Below are 18,367 nucleotides of genomic sequence, written 5' to 3' on the forward strand. Positions count from 1 at the left end.
GAGACTTGCAGAAGAAGGACCAAAGACGATGCGCGACATCATGGGCATGATGGGCAAAGTGAAGGAAATGCAGGCGAAGATGGAGAAGATGCAGTCGGAAATCGCCGACATTCGCGTCGAAGGCAAGGCCGGCGGCGGCCTCGTCACCGTTACCGTCAACGGCAAGGGCCTGATGGTCGGCCTCAAGATCGATCCGTCGCTCTTCAAGGAAGACGATGTCGAGATCCTCGAAGACCTGATCGTTGCCGCCAACAAAGATGCTCAGGAAAAGGCTGAGGCGATCGCAGCTGAAAAGACGCGCGAACTGACCGCCGGCCTGCCGATCCCGCCCGGTTTCAAGCTGCCGTTCTGAGCCTGGGCTATTTCTTTCAGCGGCCGGCCGCCTTGCGAATGAGATCGCGGCCGATCGCCTTTATGGGTTCGTTTCGCAGCACCAGCGATGTCGTCACCGCGCCATGGCGGGCAATGGAATCGACGATGGTTTCAAGGTCCGACGGTGTCGGCACGAGAACCTTGAGCAGGAAGCAATCTTCGCCTGTCAGCCTCAACACCTCGATAATTTCGGGCATTTCCGAAAACTGCTTCAGATACGGCCGGATATGCTCGTGTGTCGTGCGCAGGCGGATGACTGCCATCATGCCGAGCCCGACGGCGGCGGGATCGACCACAGCACGGTAGCCGGCAATCACGCCACGCTCCTCCAGCCGCTTCAGCCGCTCCGATGCCGCCGGCTGCGACAGGCCGACACGACGGCCGAGCTCCGATACCGAGATTCGTCCGTCCTGCTGCAGGATTTCGATGATCGACAGATCCGTCGGATCCAGTCCTCTTTCGATAGTGTCCATTGCTCACCTTCAATTCATCGGTTGGGATAAGTTTTATCCGATGGATTGCAATGTCAATCGGTATCCCAGCATGCGAGCTTTTCTCCATGAGAGACCATGGAGAAAGGATAGAGATGAGCGATATCATCACGCTACCGGGGCTTGGCGGCTCAGGCGAAGGTCACTGGCAGACATTGTGGGAACGGGACGATCCAGCTATGCGACGCTTCCAGCCATCAAGCTGGGACAGACCGATACTTTCGGATTGGATTGCCGCGCTCGAACGGGAAATCTCCCTTTCTAGAACGCCGCCGATCCTGATCGCGCACAGCCTTGCCTGCCAGCTGATCGCCCATTGGGCGCCTGTGAAGGAGACGGCGATCCTTGGCGCGTTCCTGGTGGCTGTGCCCGACCCTACTGGCGAAATCTACCTTGCCGAGGCTGGCAGCTTTGCCAATCCGCCACGGCAGCAACTACCCTTTCCGTCTCTGCTGGTAGCCAGCACCGACGATCCGTTCGGCTCCTTCGACCACGCACGCCATAGCGCCGAAAGCTGGGGCAGCACCTTCGTCGATGTCGGGCCACGCGGCCATATCAATGCGGCTTCCGGACTGGGCGACTGGCCGGAAGGCAAGGCAATCTTCGGGCGTTTTCGCGCCGAGCTTGGCTGAACATAAATCCGGCATTTGGAAAAGCCGCGCCGGAATGCTATCTCTGCCCCCTCTTCCAGACATCGTCTGGCCTGCCTGACCGGAGGGAATGCGATGAGCCTGTCGACGTTGCTTGTTTTTGCCGGTGCCTTGTTCATTGCGGCGGGATCGCCGGGACCGAACATCGCGGCACTCGTGGCGCGCGTGCTGACGAAGGGCGCGCGCAACGTGCTGCCTTTCCTCTCCGGCATGTGGCTCGGAGAAGCGATCTGGCTGACCTGCGCCGTTGCCGGACTTGCGACCATTGCCGAAACCTTCCATCTCGCCTTCGTGGTCATCAAATGGCTTGGCGTTGCCTATCTCCTCTATCTTGCCTGGAAGATGTGGTTTGCCTCCTCCGATACGACGGGAGAGGAGTTGCCGGAGGAGCAATCGGCCATACGACTCTTCCTCGCCGGCTTCACGGTCACCATGGGCAATCCGAAGATCATGGTCTTTTACGTGGCGCTGCTGCCCTCGATCATCGATCTGCATGGCGTGACGGTTTCCGGTTGGGCCGAGCTGGTCGCGACGATGTTTGCGGTGCTCGTCATCATCGATCTCTCCTGGGCGATGCTGGCGGCCAAAGCCAGAACCTTCCTCAAAAGCCGCCGGGCTGTGCGCATCGCCAATCGGGCCAGCGCCGGCACCATGGCAGGCGCGGCCGTCGCGATTGCCATGCGGTGATTTCAGGCCGCTGCGTCGCTTTCGATGAACGCCCGCAGCTTATAATGGATAGGCGCCGCCAGATAACGCGCCCGATCCTCCGGTGACAATCGCCTGCCGAAGGTCGCCATCATTTCCGGCATCGTCACTCTCGCGCCGGCATAAGGCAGATAGGTGACCGGCATGTCAGCGCTCACCGTGCCGCCCGCAAGAACGCGGCAATAGATGCCGGGCCGTCCGGCCCGGATATAGCGCTTGACGAATTGCGGATCGTCCGTCTTCGCTGCGAAGGTGGAGCAGGGAATACGCGCCGAGGTCACTTCCAGAACAAGATCGCCGGCTATGAATTGATCGCCGACGGCGATCTCGCGATTGTCCAGGCCTTCGATGATGATATTTTCGCCGAAGGCACCCGGCTCCATCGATCGTCCAAGCTCGCTTGCCCACCAGTCCAGCGTCACCGAACCTTCGACATAAACCGCCTGGTCACGGCCGCCGTGATGCTTGCGATTGCAGATAGCATCACCGAGCAGCCCCAGCTCGTCGATCATGACGGCACCGTTGACGGCATGCTTGTTGATGCCGGTCTTCGCTTTCTTGCCCGGCAGCATTTCAGGGGCGCCACGGCAAACGGCCAGAATTTTCATCGGTCAACCGTTCCTTCCGAGATTCCGTTCTTGAAGCTTATGAGCTAAAAGCCTCCCATGGCAAAGCGAGTCACCGGCCCCGAAATCGAAAAACTCATCCAGCTCCTGGCGAAAGTGCCGGGCCTCGGGCCGCGCTCGGCGCGCCGCGCGGCGCTGCATCTCATCAAGAAGAAGGACCAGCTGCTCGGGCCACTGTCCCATGCCATGGGCGATGCCTATGACAAGGTGAAGATCTGCTCGCGCTGCGGCAATGTCGATACCGTCGATCCCTGCACCGTCTGCACCGACGACCGTCGCGACCAGTCCGTTATCATCGTCGTCGAGGATGTCTCCGACCTCTGGGCTCTGGAACGATCAGGCGCGATGAACGCTGCCTATCATGTTCTCGGCGGTGTCCTGTCGCCCCTCGACGGTGTCGGGCCTGACGAGCTCAACATTCGCGGATTGATCGCCCGCGTCGGCGAAGGCGGTGTCCGCGAGATCATCATCGCCGTCAACGCGACGGTCGAAGGGCAAACCACAGCACACTATATAACTGACCAGCTTGATGGCCTCGAGGTCAAGATCACCCGCCTTGCCCATGGCGTGCCTGTCGGCGGCGAGCTCGATTACCTTGACGAGGGCACGCTTGCGGCAGCGCTGAGGGCGCGGACGGCGATTTGAGGCGATTATTTTCGCGAAGACATAAGGATTGAGCATGAGGAGAGTGCATACCCCCCTCTGTCAGCTTTCGCTGACATCTCCCCCACAAGGGGGGAGATTGGTCGCCTGTAGCACCGACCTGCCTCAAGCCAATATCGTATCCGCAGAAACTTCAGACCATCGATATGGCGTGAAGCGCGCGGCCAACAATCTCCCCCCTTGTGGGGGAGATGTCCCAAACGGGACGGAGGAGGGTATCTTTCGGCATATTCGATACCTGCTCGTCCTCCTCCTCGCCCTCCTCCCCCTCCCCGCTCTCGCCGCCTCGAAAGCCGATGTCGAAGCGCAGTTTCAGGTCTGGATCCAGAAGGATCTCTGGCCGGAAGCGCGAAAGGCCGGCATTTCGGAAAAAACCTTCCAGGCCGCTTTTGCCGGCGTGACGCTGAACTGGGATCTGCCGGATCTCGAGCCGCCGGGCTTCCCGAAACCGAAGCAACAAGCGCAGACACAGGCCGAATTTTCCTCTCCCGCCCCCTATTTCAATGAGGGGCGGCTGCAGAAACTGGCCGTAACCGGGCGGGGCCTCGCCTCGCAATATGGGCCGGTGCTGCGGCGGATCGAGAAGTCCTACGGCGTACCGGGACCGATCCTGCTGGCGATCTGGGGCCGAGAGACCGGCTTCGGCATCGCCAAGCTGCCGAATTCCGCCGTTCAGGTGCTGGCAACCAAAGCCTTCATGTCGACGCGCAAGGACATGTTCCGCAACGAGCTGATCGCCGGACTGCGCATCCTCGAACATGGCGACGTTACGCCCGATCAGTTCAAGGGCTCCTGGGCCGGCGCGCTCGGCCAGCCGCAGTTCATGCCGACCAACTATCTGAAATATGCCGTCGATTTCGATGGCGATGGCCACCGCAACATATGGACTTCGGTGCCGGACACGCTGGCATCCATCGCCAACTATATGGTTCAGAAGGGCTGGCAGCGTGGCCGCGGCTGGGGCTATGAAGTTACCATTCCGCGGAACGTCTCCTGCGCCCAGGAAGGGCCAGACCTAGCCAAGCCGATTTCGCAATGGGCCTCGCTCGGCATTCAGCGGGTTTCCGGCAAGTCATTTCCATCCGACGAAATGCGGGCGAGCGGCATGATGCTGGTGCCGGCCGGACGCGACGGGCCGGAATTCATCGTCACGCCGAACTTCTACGTCATCAAGGAATACAACAATTCCGACCTATACGGCCTCTATATCGGCAATCTAGCCGACCGCATCGCCAATGGCACCGGGGCCTTCCAGGAAAAATGGGGCGATGTCGGCAAGATGCTGCGCTCCGACGTCGCAAACATGCAGAAAGCTCTAGAGCGCAAGGGCTACGATGTCGGCGGTACCGACGGCCTGCCCGGCTACAAAACGCGGCGCTCGATCGGCCAATGGCAGGAGAAGAGCGGCATGAAGCCGACCTGCTATCCCGATAGCTCCATGCTCGGCGTGCTGAAATAGCCGCGGAAAAGGCTTTCGGCGCGAATGCCTTGCAATTTGCCGGAAAGAGGCTTATATCCGCATCAAATTCTTGATCGTGTGATGAAGAGTGGGCCGCAAGGACCCGCTCTTTTTTATTAGCGCGATCTCCCAATGCATGAACAATGCGGAGTGAATGCTTGTCGGACGTGACAAACGCAGACAATACCAATGAACCCAGGTTGATCGTCGAAACCGGCCTTGATCAGCGCGTCGCCGCCATCATCGAGCCCATCCTTGTGGGCATGGGCTTCCGTCTGGTGCGCGTGCGTCTCCTCAATCTGAACGGCCTGACGCTGCAGGTCATGACCGAGCGCAACGACGGCACCATGACCGTCCAGGACTGCGAAGAGGTCTCCACGGCCATTTCTCCGGTCCTAGATGTGGAAGATCCCATCGATAAGGCGTATCATCTCGAAGTGTCTTCGCCGGGCATCGACCGCCCGATGGTGCGAAAGTCGGATTTCCAGCGCTGGATCGGCCACATCGTCAAGTGCGAAACGTCGATCCTCGTCGATAACCGCAAGCGTTTCCGCGGCAAGATCGTCGCCGTCGATGCCGATGGCTTCACGATCGAACGCGATGAAGCGACCCGCGGCGAGGAACAGAAGGTAACCATTCCGTTCAGCACGCTGGCCGAGGCCAAGCTGATCCTGACGGACGATCTCATCCGCGACGCGCTGCGCGCCGACAAGCTGGCGAAAGCCGAGGCAGCGAACCAGAACGAAGCGGACGACGAAGAAGAATAACCGATCAACGAACCGCCTGACGGAACGGGAAACCTGAAGGCAGGAAGACGGAGACTAAGAACAATGGCAGTCAGTGCGAACCGGCTAGAACTTCTGCAGATCGCAGATGCAGTGGCGCGCGAAAAGGTCATCGACCGCGAGATCGTGCTTGCCGCAATGGCGGATGCGATCCAGAAGGCCGCGCGCTCGCGTTACGGCACGGAGTCGAATATCCGCGCCGACATCAACCCGAAGACGGGTGAAATCCGCTTGCAGCGCCTGCTCGAAGTGGTCGAGAAGGCCGAGGACTATTCCACGCAGATCCCGCTGGAACTGGCCCGCGACCGCAATCCGGACGCAGCCCTCGGCGATTTCATCGCCGATCCGCTGCCGCCGATGGATTTCGGCCGCATCGCTGCCCAGTCGGCCAAGCAGGTCATCGTGCAGAAGGTGCGCGAGGCCGAGCGTGACCGCCAGTTCGACGAATTCAAGGATCGTGTCGGCGAAATCGTCAACGGCACCGTCAAGCGCGTCGAATACGGCAACGTCATCGTCGATCTCGGCCGTGGCGAGGGCATCATCCGCCGCGACGAAATGATCCCGCGCGAAAACTTCCGCTACGGCGATCGCGTCCGCGCCTATGTCTACGACGTCCGCCGCGAACAGCGCGGCCCGCAGATCTTCCTGTCGCGCACGCATCCGCAGTTCATGGTCAAGCTCTTCACCATGGAAGTGCCCGAAATCTACGACGGCATCATCCAGGTGAAGTCGGTTGCCCGCGATCCGGGTTCGCGCGCCAAGATCGCCGTCATCTCGAACGACTCGTCGATCGATCCGGTCGGCGCCTGCGTCGGTATGCGCGGTTCGCGCGTTCAGGCCGTCGTCGGTGAGCTGCAGGGTGAAAAGATCGACATCATTCCCTGGTCCAGCGAGCCGGCGAACTTCGTCGTCAACGCGCTGCAGCCGGCCGAAGTCGCCAAGGTCGTTCTCGACGAAGATGCAGAGCGCATCGAAGTCGTGGTGCCGGACGAGCAGCTTTCGCTTGCCATCGGCCGCCGTGGCCAGAACGTCCGCCTCGCATCGCAGCTGACCGGCTGGGATATCGACATCATGACGGAAGCCGAGGAATCGGAACGCCGCCAGAAGGAATTCAACGAGCGTACGAACCTGTTCATGGATGCGCTCGACGTCGACGAAATGGTCGGCCAGGTTCTGGCCTCGGAAGGCTTTGCCGCCGTTGAGGAACTGGCTTACGTAGATCTCGATGAAATCTCCTCGATCGACGGTTTTGACGAAGATACCGCGCAGGAAATCCAGACCCGTGCCCGCGAATATCTCGAGAAGCTCGAAGCCGAGATGGACGAGAAGCGCAAGGCGCTGGGCGTCTCCGACGAACTGCGAGAGATCAACGGCATGACCGCACAGATGATGGTCGCCCTCGGCGAGGATGGCATCAAGACGATCGAGGACTTCGCCGGCTGCGCCGCTGACGACCTCGTCGGCTGGAGCGAACGCAAGAACGGCGAAACGAAGAAGTTCGAAGGCCTGTTCTCCAAGCTTGAAGTCTCGCGCGTCGAAGCTGAACAGATGGTCGTGCAGGCTCGCCTGCTGGCCGGCTGGATCACCGAAGCCGATCTCGCCGCTGAGACCGAAGAGGTCGCGGAGGACGAAACCGAGCAACAAGCATGACGATCACCGAGGGGCCTGGCGCACCGACCGAGGACAATGATCTCGGCGGTAACGACGCAAATGGTCGCATGTGCATCGTAACACGCGAAAGCGGATCACCCGACGAATTGATCCGCTTCGTAGCCGCTCCGGACGGAACTGTCGTTCCCGATCTGAAGCGGCAACTGCCGGGACGCGGCTGCTGGGTTAAGATAGACCGGGCACTGGTGGACAAGGCAGTGGCGAAGAAACTGTTTTCCCGCGCTTTGAAGGCGGAAGTGACAGCACCGGCAGATCTCGGTGCCGTCGTCGATCGGCTTCTCTTGGCGCAACTGGCCGGGATGATGCACATGGCCCGCAAGGCGGGCCGGTTCGTCAGCGGTTCATCGAAGGTTGATGGCGCCGTTCGCAACGGCTCGGCAATTGCCGTGTTTCATGCGATCGCCGCCGCCGCCGATGGCGTCCGCAAGATCGACCAGGCACGAAAAGCTTGGCATCTCGGTATGGAAACCGAAAAGGAAATACCTTCCTTCCGTGTCTTTACGGAAGCGGAGATGGAAGAACTGATGGGCCAGAATGCTTTTATCCATGCCGCAGCGCTTGCAGGGCAGGCGGGTGAGGGTGTAGTGAAGCGCGCAAACCTGCTCGAACGGTACCGCAACGGCGGTCAGTCCCGGGCAACGGGCGGCGCTGGCCGGCGAAAACAATGACGCGGTCACCGGCCTTTGCCGGACGCCTCATTAAGGTACATGCATTGAACGACAGGGTCTGACGGACGTTTCCGTGCCCTGTCCGAAGGAACAGGAACGGAATGACCGACAATCAAGACGACAAGACGCTGAATGTTTCAGGTAAGAAGACTCTCACCCTGAAGCCATCAGGCGTAAACCAGGGCACCGTGCGCCAGGACATGGGCCGCGGTCGCACCAAGGCGGTCGTGGTTGAGACCCGTAAGCGCCGCCCGCTACGTCCTGAAGACGAAAAGCCAATCACGCCGGTAACGACCGCCGCGCCCTCGGTGACGCGCGTCGCCGAACCGACGCCGCAGCCGCCGCGCCCGCCGCAGCCGGCTCCGCGCATTCATCAGCCTGGTGGCCAGCAACAGCGGCCGGGACAGCCCAACCAGGGTAGTCAGCAGCGTCCGCAGCAGGAGCGTTCGTCGCGACCGGTGGTCTTGAACCATCTGTCGGCCGGCGAAATGGATGCTCGCCGCCGTGCGCTCGCCGAAGCCCAGGTTCGCGACGCTGCCGATGCCGTGCGCCGTGCCGAGGAAGAAGCACGCCGCGCTCAGGAAGAAGAGGCACGCCGCATCGCCGAACAGGCTGAAGCTGCACGCCGCGCCGCAGAAGAGGCCGCACGCGCCGCCGAAGCCAAGGTCGAGACACCCGCACCGGTGGAAGCGCCGAAGCCGGCAGTCCAGACGCCTGCGGCTCCCGTCGTTGCACGTCGTCCGGATGCGGCTCCTCAGCCGGCACGCCCTGGCGCTCCTGCTGGCGAGGCGCCGGCCAACCGCCGTCGCGTCAATGAAGAAGAGAGCGATCGCGGCCCGCCCCGAGGCGCTCCGGCACGCGGCAAAATCGTACGCCCGGAACCGGCAAAGCCTGTTACCACGCGTCCGAAGACCGAGGACGAGCGCCGCCGCGGCAAGCTGACGGTTACCACGGCCAATGTCGATGAAGACGGCAATGCCCGCGGCCGTTCACTTTCGGCCATGCGCCGCCGCCAGGAAAAATTCCGGCGCAGCCAGATGCAGGAAACGCGCGAGAAGATCTCGCGTGAAGTCGTGCTGCCCGAGACCATCACCATTCAGGAACTGTCGCAGCGCATGTCCGAACGCGCCGTCGACGTCATCAAGTACCTGATGAAGGAAGGTCAGATGATGAAGCCGGGCGACGTCATCGACGCCGATCTGGCCGAACTCATCGCCGGCGAATTCGGCCACACGGTCAAGCGCGTTTCGGAATCCGACGTCGAACAGGGCATCTTCAACGTTGCCGACGAGGAAGGCGAACTGGTTTCCCGTCCGCCCGTCGTTACCATCATGGGCCACGTCGACCACGGCAAGACCTCACTGCTTGACGCCATCCGTCATGCGAACGTGGTCGCCGGCGAAGCCGGTGGCATCACCCAGCATATTGGTGCCTATCAGGTCGAGCAGAACGGTCAGAAGATCACCTTCATCGACACCCCCGGTCACGCCGCCTTCACGGCGATGCGTGCTCGCGGCGCCCAGGCAACCGATATCGCGATCCTGGTCGTCGCAGCCGACGACAGCGTGATGCCGCAGACGATCGAATCGATCAACCACGCCAAGGCGGCGGGTGTTCCGATCATCGTGGCGATCAACAAGATCGACAAGCACGAAGCCAACCCGCAGAAGGTCCGCACGGAACTGCTGCAGCACGAAGTCTTCGTCGAATCGATGGGCGGTGAAGTGCTCGACGTGGAAGTCTCCGCGAAGAACCGAACCAACCTCGACAAGCTGCTCGAAGCCATCCTGCTGCAGGCGGAAATCCTTGACCTCAAGGCCAATCCGAACCGCACGGCCGAAGGCACCGTCATCGAAGCCCAGCTCGACCGCGGCCGCGGCTCCGTCGCCACCGTGCTCGTGCAGAAGGGTACGTTGCGTCCCGGCCAGATCGTCGTTGCCGGCGATCAGTGGGGCCGCGTTCGTGCGCTCGTCAACGACAAGGGTGAGCATGTGAAGGAAGCTGGCCCGGCCATGCCGGTCGAACTGCTCGGCCTTTCCGGCGCACCGCAAGCCGGCGACAAGTTCGCCGTCGTCGAAAGCGAAAGCCGCGCCCGCGAGATTTCGGAATATCGCCAGCGCCTCACCCGCGACAAGGCAGCTGCCCGCCTGTCCGGCCAGCGCGGTTCGCTCGAGCAGATGATGACCCAGCTTCAGACGGTCGGCGTGAAGGAATTCCCGCTGGTCATCAAGGGCGACGTGCAGGGCTCGATCGAAGCCATTGCCGGCGCTCTCGACAAGCTCGGCACCGACGAAGTTCGCGCCCGCATCGTCCATTCAGGCGCAGGCGGCATCACTGAGTCGGACGTCTCGCTGGCGGAAGCCTCCAATGCAGCGATCATCGGCTTCAACGTCCGCGCCAACGCGCAGGCACGTCAGTTCGCCGAGCGTCAGGGCATCGAAATCCGCTACTACAACATCATCTACGACCTGGTGGATGACGTGAAGGCGGCGATGTCGGGCCTGCTCTCTCCGGAGCGTCGCGAAACCTTCCTTGGCAATGCCGAAATCCTCGAGGTGTTCAACATCACGAAGGTCGGCAAGGTCGCAGGTTGCCGCGTCACCGAAGGCAAGGTCGAGCGTGGCGTCGGCGTCCGCCTCGTGCGCGACAACGTCGTCATTCACGAAGGCAAGCTCAAGACCCTCAAGCGCTTCAAGGACGAAGTGTCTGAGGTCAATGTCGGCCAGGAATGCGGCATGGCCTTCGAGAACTACGAAGACATCCGCGCCGGAGACACGATCGAGTGCTTCCGCGTCGAGCATATCACCCGTACGCTGTAAGCAATCCTCGATTTGCGAGATATCAAAACCGCCGGCCAAAACCGGCGGTTTTTTCTTGCCCGTTACGAACAACAGGGAGCCAGTCCGAATCCTTCGTCACCTATATCCCGGCACCTGCCTTTGCCAACCGGGGCGCTCAGGATGCCGCATTCTCAAGGATTCTCGGCTTCTGGCGGGCCGCAAAACCTGTCCAGCCTTGACCTTTGCGCCGGATCGAGTCATTTGACCCCCTTTATCGCGTCCAATGGGACGCTGCTAACGGAACAACCATGACCAAACCAACTTCCTCCGCGCCTTCGCAGCGCATGCTTCGCGTCGGCGAGCAGGTGCGCTCAGCGATCACGCAGGTTCTGCAGCGCGGCGAAGTGCGCGACGACCTGATCGAGCGCACCGTGATCTCCATTTCCGAAGTGCGCATGTCGCCCGATCTGAAGATCGCGACGGCCTTCGTGACGCCGCTCGGCGTTTCCGACCACGGCGCCGTCATCGAAGCGCTGAACCGCCATGCGAAATACATCCGCGGCCGCCTCGGCCCGCAGCTTCGCCAGATGAAGTACATGCCGGAAGTTCGCTTTCGCGACGATACGAGCTTCGACAATTACAAGAAGATCGACGCGCTTCTGCGCTCGCCCGAGGTCAGCCGCGATCTCGACGACGACAACGACCAAGATCAATAAAGAGACAGAGAATGTCCAAGCCACGCAAGCCCAAGGGCCGTCCGATTTCGGGCTGGCTCATCCTCGACAAGCCGATTGATTTCGGCTCGACCGAAGCCGTTTCCAAGATCAAGTGGCTGTTCAAGGCCCAGAAGGCCGGCCATGCCGGCACGCTCGATCCGCTCGCCTCCGGCATGTTGCCGATCGCGCTCGGCGACGCCACGAAGACGGTTCCCTACGTCATGGATGGCCGCAAGATCTATGAATTCACCGTGACCTGGGGCGAGGAACGCGCTTCCGACGACCTGGAGGGCGCTGTAACCGCCACCTCCGACAAGCGTCCGAGCGAAGAGGATATTCGCGCGCTGCTGCCGAAGTATACCGGCGTCATCAACCAGATTCCGCCGCAGTTCTCCGCCATCAAAATATCAGGCGAGCGCGCCTATGACCTCGCCCGCGAAGGCGAGACGGTCGAGATCCCCTCACGCGAAGTCGAGATTTTCCGCCTGACGCTGCTCGCCTGCCCGGATGCCAACACGGCGCATTTCGAAGTCGAATGCGGCAAGGGCACCTATGTGCGCGCGCTCGCCCGCGATTTCGGCCGCGACCTCGGCTGCTACGGTCATATTTCCGGCCTGCGCCGCAGCTTCGTCGCGCCCTTTGCCGAGGAGGCGATGGTGCCGCTTGCCGATCTCGTAGCGCTGGAGGAGATCGAAGATGCGGACGAGCGACTGGCAGCCCTCGATGCGCTGCTGATCGATACAGCGGAAGCTCTTTCTTCGCTGCCGCATCTCGTCATCAGCGACGACCAGGCGCACCGCCTGAAGATGGGCAACCCGATCCTGGTGCGCGGCCGCGATGCACCGGTTGCCGAGACCGAGGCCTATGCCACGTCCCGCGGCAAGCTGATCGCCATCGGCGAGATCGGCCAGGGTGAATTCCGCCCCAAGCGCGTGTTCGGCTGACCTCAATCAACCGGAAATAGCGGCTATTGCGGGCAATGGCGATGCGATATGTTCCCCGACGGGCCATCATGGCCCGTCCAAAGGGGGCAAATATGCGCAGAGTTGCATTCGGAATACTTGCATTCCTTTCCCTGTTTCTGACGGTGACAAACGCCCAATCCGCCGAGCGGTGGGCCGGGCTACCGCCATTTCCGCCAATGCCGCAGCCGAAAACGAGCGGCATGGCCGATGTCGACGACATCAAGATGTATTATGCCGAATATGGCGCGGGCGACCCGATCCTCTTCATCCATGGCGGCCTCGGGAATGCCGACGTCTGGGGCGCTCAGGTCGCCGATTTCGCGAGAGATCACCTCGTCATCGTCGCCGACAGCCGCGGGCATGGCCGCTCGACGCGCAGCGAAAAACCCTTCGGCTACGATCTGATGACTTCGGATTATGTCGCGCTGCTCGACTATCTGAAGGTCGGCAAGGTGACGTTGGTCGGATGGTCTGACGGCGGCATCATCGGCATCGACATGGCGATGAAATATCCCGAAAAGCTGACGCGCGTGATCGCGCAAGCCGCCAATGTTACGACCGACGGCGTGAAGCCCGACGTCATGAGCAACAAGACTTTCAACGATTACATCAACGTCGCCGGCGAATATTACAAAAAACTATCGCCAACCCCGAACGAATATGAGGCTTTCGTCAACCAGATCTCGCAGATGTGGGCGACGCAGCCGGCATGGACCGCAGCCGACCTTGGAAAGATCACGGTGCCGGTGACGCTTGCCATCGGCGACCATGACGAAGCGGTGAAGCTTGACCATACCGAGATGATGGCGAAGGAGATCCCGGGCGCGAAGCTTGTCATTCTAAAGGATGCCAGCCATTTCGCCATGCTGCAGGATCCGGAAGGCTACAATGCCATGATCCGGGACGCCATGGCGGGGCGCTGAAAGGCGCTCAGGGAGAACCCTCTTTCAATTAGCGCTCAATTGGTTTATAGGCAGCGCCAGCATCAGGCATGCCTGATTGCATTCGCGGCCAATGCTGGACGACATCCCGGCGTTTGGCGACTTCAATCTCCTCTCATAGAAAGGACCATCCGATGTCGATCACTGCTGAGCGCAAGGCTGCGCTGATCAAGGAATACGCTACCGTCGAAGGCGACACCGGTTCTCCGGAAGTCCAGGTTGCGATCCTGACCGAGCGCATCAACAACCTCACGGAACACTTCAAGGACCACAAGAAGGACAACCACTCCCGTCGTGGCCTCCTGACGATGGTTTCCAGCCGGCGCTCGCTTCTTGACTACCTCAAGAAGAAGGACGAAGGCCGTTATACCAAGCTGATCACCAGCCTCGGTATCCGCCGCTAACGGAATTTCCGGCGGGCGTTCACCTGAACGTCCGCCGGATGCTTATGAAGGGTATGAACCCTTGAGACCAGTTTCCCTCGCGCCTTATGCCGGTGCGACGCGAAACTGTCGGCAGGCCGGATGGGCCGGTGCTGCCAACAACAACCGTTGACCTGTCATGGGGCAGGATTGCCGGATGCTTTCAGCCGAAGCCTAGCGCTTCGGCCTGATTTCGAAAGCCTCTCGTTGTCTTGCCCGTGATGCGTCACACTTCGTGCGGTCGAAGATGTGCCCTGCCGAATTCGTCGGCGACGGCGCCTTTTCCCGCATCATGCAAGGACAAGATATGTTCGATATCCATACCGTCGAAATCGAGTGGGCAGGCCGCCCGCTGAAGCTCGAAACCGGCAAGATCGCCCGTCAGGCTGACGGCGCCGTTGTCGCCACCTACGGCGAGACCGTGGTGCTTGCGACCGTCGTTTCCGCCAAGGCGCCGAAGCCGGGCCAGGACTTCTTCCCGCTCACCGTCAACTACCAGGAAAAGACCTACGCAGCCGGCAAGATCCCCGGCGGCTACTTCAAGCGCGAGGGTCGTCCGAGCGAAAACGAAACGCTCGTTTCGCGCCTGATCGACCGCCCGATCCGCCCACTCTTCCCGGAAGGCTACAAGAACGACACCCAGGTCGTCGTCACGGTCATCCAGCATGACCTCGAAAACAATCCGGACATCCTGTCCATGGTTGCAACCTCGGCTGCCCTGACGCTCTCGGGCGTTCCCTTCATGGGCCCGGTCGGCGGCGCTCGCGTCGGCTACATCAACGGCGAATACGTGCTCAACCCGCATCTCGACGAGATGGACGAATCGAGCCTCGACCTCGTCGTCGCCGGGACGCAGGACGCCGTTCTGATGGTTGAATCCGAAGCCAAGGAACTGCCTGAGGACGTCATGCTCGGCGCCGTCATGTTCGGTCATCGCGGCTTCCAGCCTGTCATCGACGCGATCATCAAGCTCGCCGAAGTCGCCGCCAAGGAACCGCGCGACTTCCAGCCGGAAGATTATTCCGAGCTCGAGAAGGAAATGCTCGGCCTCGCCGAAGCCGAACTGCGCGACGCCTACAAGATTACGCAGAAGGCCGATCGCTACGCTGCCGTCGACGCCGTCAAGGCGAAGGTGAAGGCACACTTCCTGCCGGAAGAAGGCGAAGCCAAGTACACGGCCGAAGAAGTCGGCGCCATCTTCAAACACCTGCAGGCGAAGATCGTTCGCTGGAACATCCTCGACACGTCGAGCCGCATCGACGGTCGCGACCTGTCGACCGTTCGCCCGATCGTTTCGGAAGTCGGCCTGTTGCCGCGCACGCACGGTTCTGCGCTGTTTACCCGCGGTGAAACGCAGGCAATCGTCGTCGCTACGCTCGGCACCGGCGAAGACGAACAGTATGTCGACAGCCTGACCGGCATGTACAAGGAGCGCTTCCTGCTCCATTACAACTTCCCTCCCTACTCGGTTGGCGAAACCGGCCGCATGGGTTCCCCGGGTCGTCGCGAAATCGGTCACGGCAAGCTCGCATGGCGCGCTATCCGCCCGATGCTGCCGTCGGCGGAACAGTTCCCCTACACGCTGCGCGTCGTTTCCGAAATCACCGAGTCCAACGGCTCGTCCTCGATGGCAACGGTTTGCGGCACCTCGCTCGCTCTGATGGACGCCGGCGTGCCGCTGGCGAAGCCCGTTGCCGGCATCGCCATGGGTCTGATCCTGGAAGGCGATCGCTTCGCCGTTCTCTCCGACATTCTCGGTGACGAAGACCACCTCGGCGACATGGACTTCAAGGTCGCCGGCACCGCCGACGGCATCACCTCGCTGCAGATGGACATCAAGATCGCCGGCATCACTGAAGAGATCATGAAGGTCGCTCTCGGCCAGGCACAGGGCGGTCGTGCCCATATCCTCGGCGAAATGTCCAAGGCCATCACCGAAAGCCGTGGCCAGCTCGGCGAATTCGCACCGCGCATCGAAGTCATGAACATCCCGGTCGACAAGATCCGTGAAGTCATCGGCTCCGGCGGCAAGGTCATCCGCGAAATCGTCGAAAAGACCGGCGCGAAGATCAACATCGAGGACGACGGCACCGTCAAGATCGCCTCGTCCTCCGGCAAGGAAATCGAAGCGGCCCGCAAATGGATCCACTCGATCGTCGCAGAGCCGGAAGTCGGCCAGATCTACGAAGGCACTGTTGTCAAGACCGCCGACTTCGGCGCCTTCGTCAACTTCTTCGGCGCCCGCGACGGCCTCGTCCACATCTCGCAGCTCGCTTCCGAGCGCGTTGCCAAGACGCAGGATGTCGTCAAGGAAGGCGACAAGGTCTGGGTCAAGCTGCTCGGCTTCGATGAGCGCGGCAAGGTTCGCCTGTCCATGAAGGTCGTCGATCAGGCCACCGGCCAGGAAATCGCTGCCGACAAGAAGAAGGACGACGCAGCCGAATAAGCTGCGCCTTCATCCAAGTTCCGGGGCGCGGGATCTTTTCCGCGCCCTTTTTATATTGAATGCCCGTTGGTTTGGCTGGACCGTGGAAGCTGCGTGCCTAGCCCCTCACCCTAGCCCTCTCCCCGCACATGCGGGGCGAGGGGACATGACTGTGCTCGATAACGGCCTCTACACCAAGGGGCATGTTTTCCGGCTCTGTCGTCCCCTCTCCCCGTCCCAACGGGGAGAGGGCTAGGGTGAAGGGTAAGCACGAGATACGATAAGGCCACAGATATCTGACGGTTCAAGTCCACCTTTCAAGACGAGACCACGCCCATGAGCCGCGATGCCCTGAAGACCCTGTTCCATCCCTTTGCCTCCGGCACTGTCGACGCACCCGGCGAGGGTCAGCGGATCCTGTTTCTCGGCGCGGAGGCAGGCTTTGCGCTGCCGGAGGGCTTTGCCGCTGAGCTGTCCGCCGTCCAGGGCTTCCGCCCCTTCTTTCGCCAGTTGCAGGCACAGCGGGTCAACGTGACGCCGGAAATCGAAGGCGAAGGCTATGACGGCGCGCTGGTGCTCTGCGGCAAGCACAAGGGCGAGAATGAGGATCACATCGCCGAAGCGCTGACGCGCGTAAAGGAAGGCGGCCTCATCGTCGTTGCAGGCGGCAAGGAAGATGGCATCCAACCACTGCGCAAGCGCATCGAGGCCTTCGGTCTCGAAATCGAGCACATGCCGAAGTATCACGGCGTCGCCTTCTGGTTTGCCCGCCCTGCCGATATCAAGCTGTTGACGGCGCAGCTCGCGAAGCCGGCAACGCGCGTCGACGACAGCTTCACCACGGCGCCCGGCATGTTTTCCCATGACCGTATCGATGCCGGCTCCGAACTGCTCGCCTCGCGCCTGCCAACCGATTTTGCCGGCGATGCCGCCGATTTCGGCGCCGGCTGGGGCTATCTTTCCGTCGAACTGGCAATCAAGTCGCCGAGGATCGAGCGCATCGACCTCTACGAGGCCCATTACGGCTCTCTGGAGGCGGCACGCGCCAATCTGCTGTCGCACTGCCCGAAAGTCGCCCAGCGCTTCTTCTGGCACGATCTGGCGAGCGAGCCGGTCAAGGACAAATACGACCTGATCATCATGAACCCGCCCTTCCATGAGGGCCATGCCGCCGAGCCTTCGCTCGGCCAGGCGATGATCAAGACGGCCGCTTCAGCGCTGCGCAGCGGCGGACGGCTCATGCTGGTCGCCAATCGCGGCCTGCCCTATGAGCCGGTGCTAGCGGAGAATTTCAGGGAATTCGGCGAGACCTGCCGCAATGCCCGCTACAAGGTACTCTGGGCGAAGAAGTAAGGAAGGATGGCGGTCAGATGGCCGCCATTTTTTTGAGCGGGCTCAGGAGGTTCGTTTCGGCACTCTTGCGGCCCACTCGCAGTCGAGCACGGCGTAGACGCATTCATCGCCCCAGACACCATTGAAGCGATCGTTTTCGATCAAAAGGGCCTCGCGACGCAGGCCAAGCCGTTCGACGACACCGACTGAGCCGGTATTTTTCGCATCCAGCCGTGCAAAGATCCGGTGAAAGCCGAATTTTTCGAAGCCGAGGGTAATCATGGCTTCCGCCGCCTCGGTAGCATAGCCCTTCTTGGCATAGGCCGGGTTGGAGGTATAGCCGAGCTCCGCTTGAAGTGCGGCCTTATTTGCAAATGTCAGGCTGACGTCACCCACCAAAGCGCCATCCTCCCGCCGAATGGCAGCGCACAGCAGCGTATCCCCATCTTCGGAGAAAGCGGAATTCAAACGGGCATCGAAACGCTCTCGCAACACCTCTGGCGAAGGTGGATCGCGATACAGGAAACGATAGATCTCCGGCAGGGAGCGATAGGCGCTGTAGGCGACAAAATTCCTCAGGCACGAAGCGGCGGAGGACGAGGCGATCAGTCGATGCCAAAAGTTCTGCGTCGTTTGACGTCATCGGGAATCCTCTGGAAGGATATCCGGAAATTCGATCCTCCCGGCCAAAACCGG

The 18,367-nt window shown here is 61.3% G+C and carries 17 protein-coding genes and 1 pseudogene; 15 read left to right on the forward strand and 3 right to left on the reverse strand.

Annotated elements, in window-relative coordinates; all coding sequences use genetic code 11:
* The first annotated feature begins 28 nt into the window (after positions 1 to 28).
* Positions 29 to 352, forward strand: coding sequence for a YbaB/EbfC family nucleoid-associated protein (locus FHX05_RS26775; protein WP_037155519.1), 324 nt, complete (start codon positions 29 to 31; stop codon positions 350 to 352).
* A gap of 16 nt (positions 353 to 368) precedes the next feature.
* On the opposite strand, the gene FHX05_RS26780 is transcribed toward FHX05_RS26775, so the two are convergent.
* Positions 369 to 845, reverse strand: a complete 477-nt coding sequence (locus tag FHX05_RS26780) for an Lrp/AsnC family transcriptional regulator (RefSeq protein WP_112400329.1) — start codon at positions 843 to 845, stop codon at positions 369 to 371.
* Between the two features lie 113 nt (positions 846 to 958).
* On the opposite strand from FHX05_RS26780, the gene FHX05_RS26785 reads away from it, so the two are divergent.
* Together FHX05_RS26785 and FHX05_RS26790 are read left to right on the forward strand one after the other, a co-directional pair.
* The gene (locus FHX05_RS26785; protein ID WP_112609813.1) at positions 959 to 1,495 is read left to right on the forward strand and encodes an alpha/beta hydrolase; all 537 of its coding nucleotides are present in this window, start codon (positions 959 to 961) and stop codon (positions 1,493 to 1,495) included.
* A gap of 93 nt (positions 1,496 to 1,588) precedes the next feature.
* Positions 1,589 to 2,200 carry a LysE family translocator gene (locus FHX05_RS26790; protein WP_112609811.1) on the forward strand — a complete coding sequence of 204 codons (612 nt, stop codon included), beginning with the start codon at positions 1,589 to 1,591 and terminating at the stop codon, positions 2,198 to 2,200.
* 2 nt (positions 2,201 to 2,202) lie between these two features.
* Here the strand turns inward: FHX05_RS26790 and FHX05_RS26795 are convergent, their stop codons facing one another.
* Positions 2,203 to 2,826: an MOSC domain-containing protein gene (locus FHX05_RS26795; protein ID WP_183715703.1), complete on the reverse strand. Its 624-nt coding sequence runs from the start codon at positions 2,824 to 2,826 to the stop codon at positions 2,203 to 2,205.
* 57 nt (positions 2,827 to 2,883) lie between these two features.
* Here FHX05_RS26795 and recR point away from each other — a divergent pair, with 57 nt between their 5' ends.
* The 12 genes from recR (at position 2,884) to FHX05_RS26855 (ending at position 17,692) form a co-directional block, all read left to right on the forward strand.
* Positions 2,884 to 3,489 carry a recombination mediator RecR gene (gene recR, locus FHX05_RS26800; protein WP_183875668.1) on the forward strand — a complete coding sequence of 202 codons (606 nt, stop codon included), beginning with the start codon at positions 2,884 to 2,886 and terminating at the stop codon, positions 3,487 to 3,489.
* 34 nt (positions 3,490 to 3,523) lie between these two features.
* Positions 3,524 to 4,966, forward strand: a complete 1,443-nt coding sequence (locus FHX05_RS26805; RefSeq protein WP_246699122.1) for a lytic murein transglycosylase — start codon at positions 3,524 to 3,526, stop codon at positions 4,964 to 4,966.
* A 158-nt stretch (positions 4,967 to 5,124) separates the two neighbouring features.
* Positions 5,125 to 5,733, forward strand: coding sequence for a ribosome maturation factor RimP (gene rimP, locus FHX05_RS26810; protein ID WP_183875670.1), 609 nt, complete (start codon positions 5,125 to 5,127; stop codon positions 5,731 to 5,733).
* Between the two features lie 63 nt (positions 5,734 to 5,796).
* Entirely contained in the window at positions 5,797 to 7,401 is a 1,605-nt protein-coding gene (gene nusA / locus FHX05_RS26815; RefSeq protein WP_015338278.1) for a transcription termination factor NusA, read from the forward strand.
* On the forward strand, positions 7,398 to 8,090 hold the full coding sequence (locus FHX05_RS26820) for an RNA-binding protein (RefSeq protein ID WP_112338889.1): 693 nt from the start codon (positions 7,398 to 7,400) through the stop codon (positions 8,088 to 8,090). The genes nusA and FHX05_RS26820 overlap by 4 nt, the downstream gene beginning before the upstream one ends.
* A 101-nt stretch (positions 8,091 to 8,191) precedes the next feature.
* A complete protein-coding gene (infB, locus tag FHX05_RS26825) occupies positions 8,192 to 10,909 on the forward strand; it encodes a translation initiation factor IF-2 (RefSeq protein ID WP_112338888.1) in 2,718 nt (905 codons plus the stop codon).
* 269 nt (positions 10,910 to 11,178) lie between these two features.
* Positions 11,179 to 11,586, forward strand: a complete 408-nt coding sequence (gene rbfA / locus FHX05_RS26830; RefSeq protein WP_112338886.1) for a 30S ribosome-binding factor RbfA — start codon at positions 11,179 to 11,181, stop codon at positions 11,584 to 11,586.
* A gap of 11 nt (positions 11,587 to 11,597) precedes the next feature.
* Positions 11,598 to 12,530, forward strand: a complete 933-nt coding sequence (gene truB, locus FHX05_RS26835) for a tRNA pseudouridine(55) synthase TruB (protein ID WP_112412262.1) — start codon at positions 11,598 to 11,600, stop codon at positions 12,528 to 12,530.
* 92 nt (positions 12,531 to 12,622) lie between these two features.
* Positions 12,623 to 13,474 (forward strand): alpha/beta hydrolase, encoded by an 852-nt coding sequence (locus tag FHX05_RS26840; protein ID WP_183875672.1) that lies wholly within the window; start codon positions 12,623 to 12,625, stop codon positions 13,472 to 13,474.
* A 152-nt stretch (positions 13,475 to 13,626) separates the two neighbouring features.
* On the forward strand, positions 13,627 to 13,896 hold the full coding sequence (gene rpsO / locus FHX05_RS26845) for a 30S ribosomal protein S15 (protein WP_015338271.1): 270 nt from the start codon (positions 13,627 to 13,629) through the stop codon (positions 13,894 to 13,896).
* 325 nt (positions 13,897 to 14,221) lie between these two features.
* Positions 14,222 to 16,360: a polyribonucleotide nucleotidyltransferase gene (gene pnp / locus FHX05_RS26850; RefSeq protein ID WP_112398691.1), complete on the forward strand. Its 2,139-nt coding sequence runs from the start codon at positions 14,222 to 14,224 to the stop codon at positions 16,358 to 16,360.
* A 315-nt stretch (positions 16,361 to 16,675) separates the two neighbouring features.
* Complete coding sequence (locus tag FHX05_RS26855) at positions 16,676 to 17,692, forward strand: class I SAM-dependent methyltransferase (RefSeq protein ID WP_183875673.1); 1,017 nt, start codon at positions 16,676 to 16,678, stop codon at positions 17,690 to 17,692.
* Between the two features lie 42 nt (positions 17,693 to 17,734).
* On the opposite strand, the pseudogene FHX05_RS26860 reads toward FHX05_RS26855, so the two are convergent.
* Positions 17,735 to 18,314 (reverse strand): annotated as a pseudogene (locus tag FHX05_RS26860) (GNAT family protein).
* Positions 18,315 to 18,367 lie beyond the last annotated feature (53 nt).

Source organism: Rhizobium sp. BK491, assembly GCF_014194925.1.
Lineage (GTDB): Bacteria > Pseudomonadota > Alphaproteobacteria > Rhizobiales > Rhizobiaceae > Rhizobium.

Bases quoted from the DNA above. Each gene is read 5' to 3' on its own strand.
- rbfA (WP_112338886.1), top strand. From the start codon at position 11,179: ATGACCAAACCAACTTCCTCCGCGCCTTCGCAGCGCATGCTTCGCGTC.
- FHX05_RS26840 (WP_183875672.1), top strand. From the start codon at position 12,623: ATGCGCAGAGTTGCATTCGGAATACTTGCATTCCTTTCCCTGTTTCTG.
- FHX05_RS26805 (WP_246699122.1), top strand. From the start codon at position 3,524: ATGAGGAGAGTGCATACCCCCCTCTGTCAGCTTTCGCTGACATCTCCC.
- FHX05_RS26790 (WP_112609811.1), top strand. From the start codon at position 1,589: ATGAGCCTGTCGACGTTGCTTGTTTTTGCCGGTGCCTTGTTCATTGCG.
- FHX05_RS26775 (WP_037155519.1), top strand. From the start codon at position 29: ATGCGCGACATCATGGGCATGATGGGCAAAGTGAAGGAAATGCAGGCG.
- FHX05_RS26785 (WP_112609813.1), top strand. From the start codon at position 959: ATGAGCGATATCATCACGCTACCGGGGCTTGGCGGCTCAGGCGAAGGT.
- FHX05_RS26780 (WP_112400329.1), bottom strand. From the start codon at position 845: ATGGACACTATCGAAAGAGGACTGGATCCGACGGATCTGTCGATCATC.
- recR (WP_183875668.1), top strand. From the start codon at position 2,884: ATGGCAAAGCGAGTCACCGGCCCCGAAATCGAAAAACTCATCCAGCTC.
- FHX05_RS26855 (WP_183875673.1), top strand. From the start codon at position 16,676: ATGAGCCGCGATGCCCTGAAGACCCTGTTCCATCCCTTTGCCTCCGGC.
- FHX05_RS26795 (WP_183715703.1), bottom strand. From the start codon at position 2,826: ATGAAAATTCTGGCCGTTTGCCGTGGCGCCCCTGAAATGCTGCCGGGC.
- infB (WP_112338888.1), top strand. From the start codon at position 8,192: ATGACCGACAATCAAGACGACAAGACGCTGAATGTTTCAGGTAAGAAG.
- FHX05_RS26820 (WP_112338889.1), top strand. From the start codon at position 7,398: ATGACGATCACCGAGGGGCCTGGCGCACCGACCGAGGACAATGATCTC.
- truB (WP_112412262.1), top strand. From the start codon at position 11,598: ATGTCCAAGCCACGCAAGCCCAAGGGCCGTCCGATTTCGGGCTGGCTC.
- rpsO (WP_015338271.1), top strand. From the start codon at position 13,627: ATGTCGATCACTGCTGAGCGCAAGGCTGCGCTGATCAAGGAATACGCT.
- pnp (WP_112398691.1), top strand. From the start codon at position 14,222: ATGTTCGATATCCATACCGTCGAAATCGAGTGGGCAGGCCGCCCGCTG.
- nusA (WP_015338278.1), top strand. From the start codon at position 5,797: ATGGCAGTCAGTGCGAACCGGCTAGAACTTCTGCAGATCGCAGATGCA.